12 protein-coding genes are annotated in these 13610 nt (G+C 59.7%); 3 read left to right on the top strand and 9 right to left on the bottom strand.

Annotated features, from left to right (window positions below):
• The 6 genes from PMI36_RS11840 to ccoN (PMI36_RS11865) form a co-directional block, all read right to left on the bottom strand.
• Window positions 1–203, bottom strand: a 203-nt coding sequence (locus PMI36_RS11840) for a cbb3-type cytochrome c oxidase subunit II (protein WP_008072992.1), incomplete at its 3' end; no start/stop codon positions are given.
• Complete coding sequence (gene ccoN, locus PMI36_RS11845) at window positions 203–1645, bottom strand: cytochrome-c oxidase, cbb3-type subunit I (RefSeq protein ID WP_007905436.1); 1443 nt, start codon at window positions 1643–1645, stop codon at window positions 203–205. The genes ccoN (PMI36_RS11845) and PMI36_RS11840, both read right to left, overlap by 1 nt.
• Window positions 1646–2128: 483 nt before the next feature.
• Window positions 2129–3082: a cytochrome-c oxidase, cbb3-type subunit III gene (gene ccoP, locus PMI36_RS11850; RefSeq protein WP_008072991.1), complete on the bottom strand. Its 954-nt coding sequence runs from the start codon at window positions 3080–3082 to the stop codon at window positions 2129–2131.
• Window positions 3079–3279, bottom strand: a complete 201-nt coding sequence (locus tag PMI36_RS11855; RefSeq protein WP_032830511.1) for a cbb3-type cytochrome oxidase subunit 3 — start codon at window positions 3277–3279, stop codon at window positions 3079–3081. Before PMI36_RS11855 ends, ccoP begins: the two co-directional genes overlap by 4 nt.
• Window positions 3280–3300: 21 nt before the next feature.
• Complete coding sequence (gene ccoO / locus PMI36_RS11860) at window positions 3301–3909, bottom strand: cytochrome-c oxidase, cbb3-type subunit II (RefSeq protein ID WP_008072989.1); 609 nt, start codon at window positions 3907–3909, stop codon at window positions 3301–3303.
• Window positions 3910–3919: 10 nt separating this feature from the next.
• Entirely contained in the window at window positions 3920–5344 is a 1425-nt protein-coding gene (gene ccoN, locus PMI36_RS11865) for a cytochrome-c oxidase, cbb3-type subunit I (protein WP_008072986.1), read from the bottom strand.
• A gap of 108 nt (window positions 5345–5452) precedes the next feature.
• Between ccoN (PMI36_RS11865) and PMI36_RS11870 the strand changes: the two genes are divergently transcribed.
• Entirely contained in the window at window positions 5453–6130 is a 678-nt protein-coding gene (locus PMI36_RS11870) for an alpha/beta family hydrolase (RefSeq protein ID WP_008072984.1), read from the top strand.
• Between the two features lie 206 nt (window positions 6131–6336).
• Here PMI36_RS11870 and PMI36_RS11875 read toward each other — a convergent pair whose 3' ends face one another.
• The 3 genes from PMI36_RS11875 to acnA form a co-directional block, all read right to left on the bottom strand.
• Entirely contained in the window at window positions 6337–7902 is a 1566-nt protein-coding gene (locus PMI36_RS11875) for a methyl-accepting chemotaxis protein (protein ID WP_008072983.1), read from the bottom strand.
• Window positions 7903–8006: 104 nt separating this feature from the next.
• Window positions 8007–8798, bottom strand: coding sequence for a CPBP family intramembrane glutamic endopeptidase (locus tag PMI36_RS11880; protein WP_008072981.1), 792 nt, complete (start codon window positions 8796–8798; stop codon window positions 8007–8009).
• Between the two features lie 236 nt (window positions 8799–9034).
• Window positions 9035–11776 carry an aconitate hydratase AcnA gene (gene acnA, locus PMI36_RS11885; RefSeq protein ID WP_008072980.1) on the bottom strand — a complete coding sequence of 914 codons (2742 nt, stop codon included), beginning with the start codon at window positions 11774–11776 and terminating at the stop codon, window positions 9035–9037.
• 222 nt (window positions 11777–11998) lie between these two features.
• Here acnA and rlmM point away from each other — a divergent pair, with 222 nt between their 5' ends.
• Window positions 11999–13072: a 23S rRNA (cytidine(2498)-2'-O)-methyltransferase RlmM gene (rlmM, locus tag PMI36_RS11890; protein ID WP_008072978.1), complete on the top strand. Its 1074-nt coding sequence runs from the start codon at window positions 11999–12001 to the stop codon at window positions 13070–13072.
• A 159-nt stretch (window positions 13073–13231) separates the two neighbouring features.
• Window positions 13232–13483, top strand: coding sequence for a sulfurtransferase TusA (gene tusA / locus PMI36_RS11895; RefSeq protein WP_007907805.1), 252 nt, complete (start codon window positions 13232–13234; stop codon window positions 13481–13483).
• Window positions 13484–13610: the final 127 nt, after the last annotated feature.

The raw sequence follows: 13610 nt of genomic DNA, 5'->3' as shown, positions 1-13610 counted from the left end.
TGGCAGCCGACACAACCGTTGGCGATGTACACGTCGCGGCCTTCCAGCTCAAGGGCGGTGCGAGGCTTCATGCCCTCGACCGGCTTGTTGGTGACGTCCTGGAAAAACAGCGGAACGATTTGAGTCAGGCCGCCGACGCTGACGGCGATAACCATGAAGAAGGCCAGCAGGCCAATATTCTTCTCGACTGCTTCATGCTTCATCAGTGAGCTCCAACTACAGCAATCTGTTCAGCAGCTTTGGCTTCAGCCGGGTTCGAGGCACGTACGGTACGCCATACGTTGTAGGCCATGAACAGCATGCCGCTGGCGAAGAACGCACCGCCCAGGGCGCGAACGATGAAACCTGGGTGGCTGGCTTGCAGCGCTTCAACGAACGAGTAGGTGAGGGTGCCATCGTCGTTGATTGCACGCCACATCAGGCCTTGGGTGATGCCGTTGACCCACATCGAAGCGATGTACAGCACGGTACCGATGGTCGCGAGCCAGAAGTGCGTGTTGATCAGGCCGATGCTGTGCATCTGCGTACGACCGAACAGTTTCGGGATCATGTGGTAGATCGCGCCGATCGAAATCATCGCTACCCAGCCCAAGGCGCCGGCGTGTACGTGGCCGATGGTCCAGTCGGTGTAGTGCGACAGCGAGTTGACGGTCTTGATGGCCATCATCGGGCCTTCGAAGGTCGACATGCCGTAGAACGCCAGCGATACCACGAGGAAACGCAGGATCGGGTCGGTGCGCAGCTTATGCCAGGCGCCCGACAGGGTCATCATGCCGTTGATCATGCCGCCCCAGCTGGGTGCCAGCAGGATGATCGACATCGCCATGCCCAGGGACTGAGCCCAGTCCGGCAGTGCGGTGTAGTGCAGGTGGTGTGGACCGGCCCAGATGTACAGGGTGATCAGCGCCCAGAAGTGCACGATCGACAGGCGATAAGAGTAGATCGGACGCTCGGCCTGCTTCGGAACGAAGTAGTACATCATCCCCAGGAAGCCGGTGGTCAGGAAGAAACCTACCGCGTTGTGGCCGTACCACCACTGGATCATCGCATCAGTCGCACCCGAGTAAGCCGAGTAGGACTTGAAGAAACTGACCGGCAGGGACGCGTGGTTGACGATGTGCAGCATCGCGGTCACGACGATGAAGGCACCGTAGAACCAGTTACCGACATAGATGTGCTTGGTCTTGCGCTTGACGATGGTGCCGAAGAACACCAGACCGTAGGTGACCCAGACGATGGCCAGCAGAATAGCCAGGGGCCATTCCAGTTCCGCGTATTCCTTGGTGGTAGTGAAACCCATCGGCAAGGTAACGATCGCGCCGACGATCACCGCTTGCCAACCCCAGAAGGTGAAGGCCGCGAGGCTGTCGGAAATCAGTCGCGTTTGGCAGGTTCGCTGCACGACATAATAGGAAGTGGCAAACAGAGCACAACCACCGAAGGCGAAAATCACCAGGTTGGTGTGCAGCGGGCGCAGGCGTCCAAAGCTCGTCCATGCCAGACCGAAGTTCAACTCCGGCCAGACCAGTTGCGAGGCGATGAAGACACCGAGCCCCATGCCAAGGATCCCCCAGACCACCGTCATGATGGCGAACTGGCGGACTACCTTATAGTTATAAGCAGTCGGACTGATTGCTGTGCTCATTCTAAGGTTCCACGGTTTGGGTGTTTTATTAGGAGTAAAAATCGGCCGCAAGTATGTAGAAAGCGGGGGGTCATTGCAACGCGCCATGACGTAGGTCAATGCTTTCAAAAGCTGATTCTGCGGCCTTTCCATGCGCCGCGTAAGGACAAAATTGCCCTCGGACAAAATGTCGCAACGGAACAAAGAGGCGAGGGGGTCAGGTCAGTTGTAACGGGGTATGTTCAAACACGACGATCGGGTGACAGCGGGCAACGGGGACGATAGCCGGTGTCTACCAGCCTTTGCGGCCTGTCATCGAGCAAATTCGTCGAACACATCGGGTTGAATCGACCTGGAACCGGTGCTGGCCAGTCTGCATCGCAGGGAAGCTTAGACCCGAATCCGGTGAACCGAAAGGAAGACCAAGGGAGGGTGCGACAATGCGTCGCAAAGGAGCAGGGAACTGCCGCATCCGGGTGAATGCGGCAGTAGAGCAGACGAGATTTATTCGCTTTTGCCTTCAGCCTGCAAACGCTCGGTGCTCAGACCTTGAGACAGGCTGTATACGTAAGCGGCCAGCAATTGCACCTTGTCGTTGCCGAGCAGTTCGTTCTGCGCCGGCATATGGCCCTGGCGGCCATGACGAATGGTTTGTTGCAGTTGCGCCAGGCTTGTACCGTAGATAAATCCGGCCGGTTGCGTCAGGTTCGGCGCCCCCATGGCTTCAGTGCCCTGGCCGTTTGCCCCATGACAGGCTACGCACATAGTGCTGAACGCCTGCTGTCCGGCATGCAGGTCGGCACCGTTGTCGGCAGGCAAAGGCAGGCCGGCCAGGTCATGGCGCACATAAGCAGCAACGTTCTTCACGCCGGCGTCGCCGAGGATTTCTCCCCAGGCCGGCATCGCGGCCATGCGACCGCCCATGATTGTCGCTTTGATCATTTCGGCATCGCCGCCCCAGCGCCAGTTGTTGTCCGCCAGGTTGGGGAAACCGAACGCGCCCTTGGCATCCGAGCCGTGGCACACCGAGCAATTGGACGCAAACAGACGACCGCCCATCTTCAGCGCTTGCGGGTCCTTGGCCACTTCTTCGACTGGCATGGCAGCAAATTTGGCGAAGATCGGCCCGAACTTCGCGTCAGCCTTGTTCATCTCCTTTTCCCATTCGTGGACACCGGTCCAGCCGTTTTCATAACCGGGCAAGATGCCTTTCCAGTTGCCCAGGCCCGGGTAAAGCACCAGATAACCGACGGCAAACACCAAGGTTGCGGCGAACAGCATGAACCACCACTGCGGCAGCGGATTGTCGTACTCCTCGATGCCGTCGAAGCTGTGGCCCATGGTCTGGTCGACGCTGCCCTTGGTTTCGCCCTTGCGGGTGCCGATCAGCAGCCAGGTCAGGCCGATCAGGCTGCCGATGGTCAGTACGCAGATCCACGTACTCCAGAAGGTGGTCATGGCCGGGTACTCCTTGTTTCAGGTTCTTGGGTGGCGTCTTCGGGTAGCGGTTCATCGGCGAACGGCAGCAGGCGTGCTTCGGCGAATTCCGGATTGCGCTTGCGGTTGAACACCCACAGCGTCAGGCCGACAAATGCCACGAACACCACGACCGTGCCCAGGCCGCGGATCATCCCACTGCTCATTACGCTTACGATTTCAAAGGGCATGGACATGGCTCACCTCTTGCTCTTGATGGATGTGCCGAGCACTTGCAGGTAAGCGACCAATGCGTCCATTTCGGTTTTGCCCTGGAGTGAGGCGACTGAACCTGTGATGTCTTCATCGGTGTACGGCACGCCGAGGGTGCGCATGGCGCGGATCTTGGTTTCGGTGTGGCTGCTATCGACCTGATTGGCCACCAGCCATGGATAGGCCGGCATCTTCGATTCCGGCACCACGTTGCGCGGGTTGTACAAGTGCGCACGGTGCCAGTCTTCGGAGTAGCGACCGCCAACGCGTGCCAGGTCCGGCCCGGTGCGCTTGGAGCCCCACAGGAACGGGTGATCCCACACGCTTTCGCCGGCCACCGAGTAGTGGCCATAGCGTTCGGTCTCGGCGCGGAACGGGCGGATCATCTGCGAGTGGCAACCGACGCAGCCTTCGCGGATGTAAATGTCGCGACCTTCCAGTTGCAGCGCGGTGTAGGGCTTCATGCCTTCCACCGGTTTATTGGTCACGTCCTGGAAGAACAGCGGGACGATCTGGGTCAGGCCGCCGATGCTCACGGCCAGCACCATCAGCAACATCAGCAGGCCGACGTTTTTCTCGATTGTTTCGTGTTTCATGGCGGACTCCTCAGGCTATCTGCGCGGCAGCGGCGGCTTCGGCAGGCTGCGAGGCCCGCACCGTGCGCCAAGTGTTGTAAGCCATCAGGAACATGCCGCTGAGGAAGATCGCACCGCCCACCAGTCGCACGACGAAGCCTGGGTGGCTGGCCACCAGGGTTTCGACGAAGGAATAGGTCAGCGTGCCGTCCTCGTTGACGGCGCGCCACATCAGGCCCTGGGCGATGCCGTTGACCCACATCGAGGCGATGTACAGCACGGTGCCGATGGTCGCGAGCCAGAAGTGCGCGTTGATCAGGCCGATGCTGTGCATCTGTGTGCGGCCGAAGATTTTCGGAATCATGTGGTACAGCGCACCGATGGAAATCATCGCCACCCAGCCGAGCGCGCCGGCGTGAACGTGGCCGATGGTCCAGTCGGTGTAGTGGGAGAGGGCGTTGACTGTTTTGATCGCCATCATCGGGCCTTCGAAGGTCGACATGCCGTAGAACGCCAGCGACACCACGAGGAAGCGCAGGATCGGGTCGCTGCGCAACTTATGCCAGGCGCCCGAAAGCGTCATCATGCCGTTGATCATCCCGCCCCAGCTCGGCGCCAACAGGATCAGCGACATCACCATGCCCAACGATTGCGCCCAGTCCGGCAGTGCGGTGTAGTGCAAGTGGTGGGGGCCGGCCCAGATGTACAGGGTGATCAGCGCCCAGAAGTGCACGATCGACAAGCGATAGGAATACACCGGACGCTCGGCCTGTTTCGGCACGAAGTAGTACATCATTCCGAGGAAACCGGCAGTGAGGAAAAAGCCTACGGCGTTGTGTCCGTACCACCACTGCACCATGGCATCGGTCGCACCGGCGTACAGCGAGTAGGACTTGGTGAAACTCACTGGCAATTCCAGGTTGTTGACGATGTGCAGGATCGCCACGGTGATGATGAAGCCACCGAAGAACCAGTTACCGACATAGATGTGTTTGGTCTTGCGCTGCATGATCGTGCCGAAGAACACGACGGCATAAGCAACCCAGACGATGGTGATCAGGATGTCGATCGGCCATTCCAGCTCGGCGTATTCCTTGGAGCTGGTGTAACCCAGTGGCAGGCTGATGGCCGCCAGCAGGATCACCAGTTGCCAGCCCCAGAAGCAGAACGCGGCGATCTTCGGCGCGAACAATCGGGTCTGGCAGGTGCGTTGTACCGAATAGAACGAACTGGCGAACAGGGCGCAACCGCCGAAAGCGAAGATCACCGCGTTAGTGTGCAGCGGGCGCAGACGGCCGAAGCTGGTCCACGGCAGATTGAAGTTGAGTTCGGGCCAGACCAACTGGGCAGCGAGAAAAACCCCGAGCCCCATGCCGACGATGCCCCACACCACCGTCATAATGGCGAATTGGCGGACCACCTTGTAGTTGTAGGCGGTACTGATAGAAGTGTTCATGGTTCCCCATCCACGGTTCAGCCGAAGTGAGAGCCTGCCTTTGCGAGTAAGCCGCAAGGCAACGCTCCCTTCGTCTGGAGTTATAGGCAGACTAAAAGCGAGGCAAGCATGGACAAAGAGCACAAGGCCAGTATTGACGGGGATCAATGGGCGCAGTGTGTGCGGGATCATGGATGGTTGTGGAATGCAGCCACAGCGCCGGCCTCGGCGACGCTGATTCTCGCCCACGGTGCCGGTGCGCCGATGGACAGCGGCTGGATGAGCGACATGGCTGAGCGCCTTGCCGCGCATGGGGTCAACGTGTTGCGTTTCGAGTTTCCCTACATGGCGCAGCGGCGTATCGATGGCGGTAAACGTCCCCCGAACCCGGCGCCCAAATTGCAGGAATGCTGGCGTGAGGTGTATGCCGTGGTGCGACGCCATGTCGCTGGGCGTCTGGCCATTGGCGGCAAGTCCATGGGCGGGCGGATGGCGAGTTTGTTGGCCGATGAGTTGGGCGCGGATGCGCTGGTGTGCCTGGGGTATCCGTTTTATGCGGTGGGCAAACCGGAGAAACCGCGGGTCGAGCATTTGGCGGCGCTGAAGACTCGCACGTTGATTGTGCAGGGGGAGCGGGATGCGCTGGGTAATCGGGCTGCGGTCGAAGGGTATGAGTTTGCGCCGGGTATCGAGGTGTTCTGGCTTGAGGCAGCGGATCATGATTTGAAGCCGTTGAAGGCTTCGGGGTTTACTCATGAGCAGCATTTGGCGGCTGCGGCGGGGAAGGTTGCGGCATTTCTCCAGTGAAATTTGCAGTGGTCGTCAGGGCCTCTTCGCGAGCAAGCTCGCTCCCACATTTGATCGTAGGCGTACGCAAATGCCGTGAACGACTGAGATCTACTGTGGGAGCGGGCTTGCTCGCGAAAGCGGTCTACCGGACAACATCACTTTCTCATTGGCAATAAAAAACCCGGAGGTATTCACCTTCCGGGTTTTTGTCTTTCCAGCAGCAATCAGCGGTTAAACCGCTCCACCAACGAATACTGGGTATTCGCGGTCTTGGTCAGTTCTTCGCTCAACAGCGCCGAGTGCTGTGCCTGTTCCGAGGTCTGGTCAGCCAGTTGCGAGATGTTGCTGATGTTGCGGCTGATTTCTTCGGCGACGGCGCTTTGCTCTTCGGTGGCGGCAGCGATCTGGGTGGTCATGTCGGTGATGTTGGCCACCGCTTCGCTGATGCCCACCAGCGCCTGATCCGCTTCCAATACCCGCGCCACACCTTCTTCGGCCTGGCGATGCCCGGTTTCCATGGTTTGCACCGCGGTGCTGGCGGTTTGTTGCAGCTTGGCGATCAGGGCGTGGATTTGCCCGGTGGATTCGCTGGTGCGTTGCGCCAGTTGACGCACTTCGTCGGCCACCACCGCAAAACCACGGCCCATCTCGCCGGCACGCGCGGCTTCAATCGCAGCGTTCAAGGCCAGCAGGTTGGTCTGGTCGGCGATGCCTTTGATCACATCGACCACGCCGCCGATTTCGTCGCTGTCCTTGGCCAGTTGCGTGACCGTCAGGCCGGTTTCACCGACCACCACCGACAGGCGCTGAATGGCTTCGCGGGTTTCCCCGGCGATGTCGCGACCGCGACCGGTCAGGCGATTGGCTTCCTGAGTGGCGTCGGCGGTGCGCTGCACGTGGCTGGCGACTTCCTGAGTGGTGGCGGCCATCTGATTCACAGCGGTCGCCACTTGCTCGGTTTCCACGCGTTGACGTTCCAGGCCGGTGGAGCTGTTGTGGGCCAGGGTGTCAGACTGTTTCGCTTGCTCGGTCAGGTGTTCGGCGGTGTCCTGCAGGCGGGTCAGGCAGGTTTTCAGGCGTGCTTCCTGGCTGAGGATCGACATCTCCAAACGTGCCTGGGCGCCACGGCTGTCGGTATACATCTGCGCGATCAGCGGGTCGGACGTGGTCTGCTCGGCCAGGCGCAGCAAACGCTTGATACCGCGCTGTTGCCAGCTCAAGCCCATCAAGCCCAACGGCACCGAAAGGCCGGCGGCGAGGGCGAAGCCCCATTGGGACGTCAGGGTGGCACCGATCATGAAGCTCAACTGGCTGACCAGAATGAACGGCAGCCAGTCCTGAAGTACCGGCAGCCATTTGTCGCTTTGAGGAATGGCTGACTTGCCTTGGTTGATGCGTTGGTAGAGTGCTTCGGCGCGGCGGATCTGCTCGGCGGTGGGTTTGACCCGCACCGACTCGTAACCGACCAGCTGATTGCCGTCGAACACCGGTGTGACATAGGCGTTAACCCAGTAGTGGTCACCGGTCTTGCAGCGATTCTTGACAATGCCCATCCATGGCAAGCCTTGTTTCAGTGTGTCCCACATGTGCGCGAACACCGCAGCCGGGACGTCGGGGTGACGGACCAGGTTATGCGGCGCACGGATCAGTTCCTCACGAGAAAACCCGCTGATTTCGACGAAAGCGTCGTTGCAGTAGGTGATCACGCCCTTGGCATCGGTGGTGGAAATCAACCGTTGCTGAGCCGGGAAGGTCCGTTCGCGTTGGGTAATGGGCTGGTTGTTACGCATGGCTTTTTCAATCCGCAAGGCTTTGAAAGGTTGTCGGCATCGTCAGGCATTTATTGAAATGTTTTTTTCATGAATCAGTGGCGCGTCGCAAAACGACCATTGCGTCAGCCAGCGAGCATCGGATAAGTGAACAGCCCGAAATGCAGCAGATTCAAACCAAAGTGGGTGGCGATGGCCGCGCCCAACCCGCCGAAACGGTAAGCCAGGCCATAACCGACCCCCGCGAGGCCCGCCAACAACACCCATTGCCAACCGGCACCCAGATGAGCAAGGCCGAACAGCATTGAGGCGAGCAATAACGCGAGGTTGTCGCCGTAAGACAGGTGTTTGAACTGCCGGCTCAGACCGCCCTGGATGTAGCCGCGAAACAACGCTTCTTCCACCAGCGTCACCAGCAACAGATTGTTCAGTACCCACAACCAGGCCTGGTCCGGCCACTTCGGTGCCCAACTGATCACGCCCAGCAACAGCGCGCCACCCAAGGCCAGTACGGCGCTTACGATCAGGGCGAGGGCGGTGGCATAAACGGACAGCCGCAACGAGCGCCGGCCGACAATCCATGGGCAAATCAGCAACAGCCAGAAACCGATCAGCGGTTTGTCCTGATTCAGGTACATCGCAAACGGCACGGCATCGTCGGTAAAACGCTGGGGATCAATCGCGCGACCGTTGAAGAAACCGGGAAGCCAGTGCATTGCCAGCGCCACCGCCATGACAATGAACAGACCGTGGCCGAGGTAACGGCCAACGGGAACCTGTTGCTGGCGAACGGCGAAACCGGCGAACAGCAGCAACGCAAAAGAGATAGCGGACAGCCAACCGAGATGGCCGTAGATCAACGCCAGGCCGTAGCCAATGGAGAGAAGTGCCAGATAAGTCCATGGCAGAGCGATCATTTGAAGTCCTTGTGTCCGAAATTTTGCGGATTGCCTCATTCCCTGTGGGAGCGGGCTTGCTCGCGAAAGCGGTGGGTCAGTCGACATCAATGTTGAATGTCAGTCCGCTTTCGCGAGCAAGCCCGCTCCCACATTTGTCCTGTGATCGACACAAAACAAATGGGCGCGCGATTATAGAGACGTACACCGCGTAAACAAAAACACCGCCCGAAGGCGGTGTCGTTGTCAGCAGGCTGTTACGAGGCAATCAATTGCCGCAACACATAATGCAAAATCCCGCCGGCCTTGAAGTACTCCACCTCATTGAGGGTATCGATCCGGCACAACACCTCGACCTTTTCCGTGTTGCCATCTTCACGGGTGACGACCAGTGTCAGGTTCATGCGCGGGGTCAGTTCGACACCCGTCAGGCCAAGGATATCCAGGGTTTCCTTGCCGGTGAGGTTCAGGCTCTTGCGGTTCTGATCCAGCTTGAACTGCAACGGCAACACGCCCATGCCCACCAGGTTGGAACGGTGAATTCGCTCGAAGCTCTCGGCGATGACTGCTTTCACGCCCAGCAGATTGGTGCCCTTGGCTGCCCAGTCACGGCTCGAGCCGGTGCCATATTCTTGCCCGGCGATCACCACCAGCGGTGTCCCCGATGCCTGGTAACGCATGGCCGCGTCGTAGATTGGCAGCTTTTCTCCGGTCGGCATGTAAATCGTGTTGCCGCCTTCTTCGCCACCGAGCATCTCGTTGCGAATGCGGATGTTGGCGAAGGTGCCGCGCATCATCACTTGATGGTTGCCGCGACGGGAGCCGTAGGAGTTGAAGTCCCGCGGTTCCACCCCTTGCTCGCGCAGGTAATGGCCGGCAGGGCTGTCCGCCTTGATGTTACCGGCAGGGGAGATGTGGTCGGTGGTCACCGAATCGCCGAGCAGCGCCAGGACTTTCGCCCCTTCGACGTCCTTGACCACCGGCGCAGGGCCGCCGATGTCATCGAAGAATGGCGGATGCTGGATATACGTCGAATCGTTGTTCCAGACATAAGTCGCCGCCTGCGGCACTTCGATCGCCTGCCACTGCTCATCCCCGGCAAACACTTCGGCGTACTCCTTGTGGAACATGGCGGTGTTCACCTGAGTCACCGCGTCGGCGATTTCCTTGGTGCTGGGCCAAATATCTCGCAGATAAACCGGGTGGCCGTCCTTGTCGTTGCCCAATGGCTCGCTGCTGATGTCAATGCGCACCGTCCCGGCCAACGCATAGGCAACGACCAGAGGCGGGGAGGCCAGCCAGTTGGTTTTCACCAGCGGATGCACGCGACCTTCAAAGTTGCGGTTGCCCGAGAGCACCGAGGCAACCGTCAGGTCGGCTTTCTGAATGGCTTTTTCGATCGGCTCCGGCAACGGTCCAGAGTTGCCGATGCAGGTGGTGCAGCCATAACCGACCAGCGCAAAACCGAGCTCATCAAGGTATTGGGTCAGGCCCGCTGCCTTGTAGTAGTCGGTGACCACTTTCGAACCGGGAGCCAGCGAGCTCTTGACCCACGGCTTGCGCTTCAGGCCTTTCTCCACGGCTTTCTTCGCCACCAGCCCGGCCGCCATCATCACGCTGGGGTTGGAGGTGTTGGTGCAGGATGTGATGGCGGCGATCACCACCGCACCGTTTTTCAGCCGATAAGTACTCCCTTCGTGGTGGTAATCCGCTTCGCCGATCAGATCGGCGTTGCCCACCGCGACACCACCGCCACCCTCACTTTCGAGGCGACCTTCTTCCTTGCTGGAGGGTTTGAACTGCAGGCCGAGAAAGTCAGTGAACGCTTGCGCGACATTTGGCAACGAGACACGGTCCTGTGGGCGTTTCGGCCCGGCGAGGCTGGCTTCGACGCTGCCCATGTCCAGGGCCAGGCTGTCGGTGAACACTGGCTCTTTGCCGGGCAGGCGCCACAGGCCCTGGGTCTTGCTATAGGCCTCCACCAGTTTCACGGTTTGCGGGGTGCGACCGGACAGGCGCAAGTACTCCAGTGTCACCTCGTCCACCGGGAAGAAGCCGCAGGTGGCACCATATTCCGGGGCCATGTTGGCGATGGTCGCGCGGTCGGCCAGCGGCAGGTCGGCGAGGCCGTCGCCGTAGAACTCGACGAATTTCCCCACCACACCTTTCTTGCGCAGCATCTGGGTGACGGTCAGCACCAGGTCGGTGGCGGTAATACCTTCCTTGAGCTTGCCGGTGAGCTTGAAACCGATCACTTCCGGAATCAGCATCGACACCGGTTGGCCGAGCATCGCTGCTTCCGCTTCGATCCCGCCGACGCCCCAGCCGAGCACGCCGAGACCGTTGATCATGGTGGTATGAGAGTCGGTGCCAACCAGGGTGTCGGGGAAGGCATAGGTGCGACCGTCCTCGTCTTTGGTCCAGACCGTGCGGCCCAGATATTCGAGGTTGACCTGGTGGCAAATGCCGGTGCCCGGTGGCACCACGCTGAAATTGTTAAAGGCGCTCTGACCCCAGCGCAGGAAGGCGTAACGCTCGTGGTTGCGCTGCATTTCGATGTCGACGTTTTGTCCGAAGGCGCTTGCACTGGCGTACTTGTCGACCATCACCGAGTGGTCGATCACCAGGTCCACCGGCGACAGCGGATTGATTCGCTGCGGGTCGCCACCGGCCTTGGCCATGGCCGCGCGCATGGCGGCCAGGTCGACCACGGCGGGGACGCCGGTAAAATCCTGCATCAATACCCGCGCCGGGCGGTATTGGATTTCGCGATCGGAGCGGCGCTCCTTGAGCCAGGCGGCAATCGCCTTGAGATCAGCGCCGGTGACGGTTTTCTCGTCCTCCCAGCGCAGCAGGTTTTCCAGCAGAACTTTCAACGACATCGGCAGCTTATCCAGATCGCCCAGGCTCTTGGCGGCTTCGGGCAGGCTGAAATAGTGATAGGTCTTGTCGTCGACTTGTAAGGTTTTAAGGGTTTTCAGGCTATCGAGGGACGGCATTGAAATGACTCCTTTAGATCCGCACGGCTACGGACTGACGGGAAGGACAGAGCTCTAAACCTAGACCTGTTTATACGTTAAGGCTAATAACTGGACTCTACGGGCAAGTCCAAGGTTCCGATCTCGGCTATCATGCGCCGGTTTTCGTGACAGGCTTTGCTTCAACGCAAGTCTGGGCATCGCGCAGTGGCTGAATTCTTCGCCAACTGCCCAGGAGTAAGAATGAACACCCTCTTTATGCATTGCCGGCCGGGCTTCGAAAGCGAAGTCTGTTCCGAGATTTCCGAACATGCCGCGCGGCTGAACGTGGCCGGTTATGCCAAGGCCAAAACCGCCAGCGCCTGCGCCGAATTTATCTGCACCGAAGAAGACGGCGCCGAGCGCCTGATGCGTGGCCAGCGTTTCGCCGATCTGATCTTCCCGCGCCAGTGGGCTCGCGGGATCTTCATCGATCTGCCGGAAACCGACCGCATCAGCGTGATCCTCGCGCACATGGCGGACTTCCCGCTGTGCGGCAGCCTGTGGCTGGAAATGGTCGACACCAACGATGGCAAGGAACTGTCGAACTTCTGCAAGAAGTTCGAAGGCCACCTGAGAAAGGCGCTGATGGCGGCCGGCAAACTGGTGGAAGATGCCCACAAGCCACGGCTGCTGCTGACCTTCAAGAGCGGTCGCGAAGTGTTCATGGGCCTGGCGGAATCGAACAATTCGGCGATGTGGCCAATGGGTATTCCACGCCTGAAATTCCCGCGTGAAGCACCGAGCCGTTCGACCCTCAAGCTGGAAGAAGCCTGGCACCATTTCATTCCCCGCGACCAGTGGGACGAGCGCCTGCACAGCGACATGACCGGTGTCGACCTTGGCGCTGCCCCCGGTGGCTGGACCTGGCAACTGGTCAATCGCGGCATGTTGGTGACCGCCATCGACAACGGCCCGATGGCCGAAAGCCTGATGGACACCGGTTTGGTGCAGCATTTGATGGCCGACGGTTTCACCTTCAAGCCCAAGCAACCGGTGGACTGGATGGTCTGCGACATCGTCGAGAAACCGGCGCGCAACGCGGCGATGCTGGAAGAGTGGATTGGCGAGGGGCATTGCCGGGAAGCGGTGGTCAACCTCAAGCTGCCGATGAAACAGCGTTATGCCGAAGTGAAGCGCTTGCTGGAGCGTATTGCCGACGGATTCAAGGCACGGGGCATTCGGGTCGAGATCGGCTGCAAGCAGCTGTATCACGACCGTGAAGAAGTGACCTGCCACCTTCGCCGATTGGACGTGAAAAAACCGAAATCCCGCTGATTCACACGGACCCATGTGGGAGCGGGCTTGCTCGCGAAAGCGGTGGGGCAGTCGACATCAATGTTGAATGTCAGTCCGCATTCGCGAGCAAGCCCGCTCCCACAGGTGACCGAACACCCGGCAATGCGCGACAATGCCGGCAAGTTTCAGGAGTAAACCATGAGTGAAATGATCGATACGCCGGTCGACGGCACCCTCGACGCCACCGGCCTCAATTGCCCGGAACCGGTGATGATGCTGCACCAGCACATCCGTGACCTGGTGCCTGGCGGCCTGCTGAAGGTAATCGCCACCGACCCGTCGACCCGTCGCGACATTCCCAAGTTTTGCGTGTTTCTCGACCACGAACTGGTCGCGCAACACGAAGAGGCAGGCACCTACCTGTACTGGATCCGCAAGAAACTCGCTTAACGGGTAAAAAATAGCCTGTATATGCACAATGGTAGTCAGTTAAGCCCGAATCCTTGTGGGAGCGGGCTTGCTCGCGAAGACGGCAGCACAGTCAACATTGATGTCGACTGATCCACCGCTTTCGCGA

Source organism: Pseudomonas sp. GM79 (genome assembly GCF_000282495.1).
Lineage (GTDB): Bacteria > Pseudomonadota > Gammaproteobacteria > Pseudomonadales > Pseudomonadaceae > Aquipseudomonas.
Note: the sequence above shows the minus strand (reverse complement) of the source record. Positions and strands in the feature narration are given on the sequence as shown.

Coding starts and splice junctions, on each gene's coding strand:
- ccoN (WP_007905436.1), bottom strand. CDS start 1,645: ATGAGCACAGCAATCAGTCCGACTGCTTATAACTATAAGGTAGTCCGC.
- ccoP (WP_008072991.1), bottom strand. CDS start 3,082: ATGACCACCTTCTGGAGTACGTGGATCTGCGTACTGACCATCGGCAGC.
- ccoO (WP_008072989.1), bottom strand. CDS start 3,909: ATGAAACACGAAACAATCGAGAAAAACGTCGGCCTGCTGATGTTGCTG.
- ccoN (WP_008072986.1), bottom strand. CDS start 5,344: ATGAACACTTCTATCAGTACCGCCTACAACTACAAGGTGGTCCGCCAA.
- PMI36_RS11870 (WP_008072984.1), top strand. CDS start 5,453: ATGGACAAAGAGCACAAGGCCAGTATTGACGGGGATCAATGGGCGCAG.
- PMI36_RS11875 (WP_008072983.1), bottom strand. CDS start 7,902: ATGCGTAACAACCAGCCCATTACCCAACGCGAACGGACCTTCCCGGCT.
- PMI36_RS11880 (WP_008072981.1), bottom strand. CDS start 8,798: ATGATCGCTCTGCCATGGACTTATCTGGCACTTCTCTCCATTGGCTAC.
- acnA (WP_008072980.1), bottom strand. CDS start 11,776: ATGCCGTCCCTCGATAGCCTGAAAACCCTTAAAACCTTACAAGTCGAC.
- rlmM (WP_008072978.1), top strand. CDS start 11,999: ATGAACACCCTCTTTATGCATTGCCGGCCGGGCTTCGAAAGCGAAGTC.
- tusA (WP_007907805.1), top strand. CDS start 13,232: ATGAGTGAAATGATCGATACGCCGGTCGACGGCACCCTCGACGCCACC.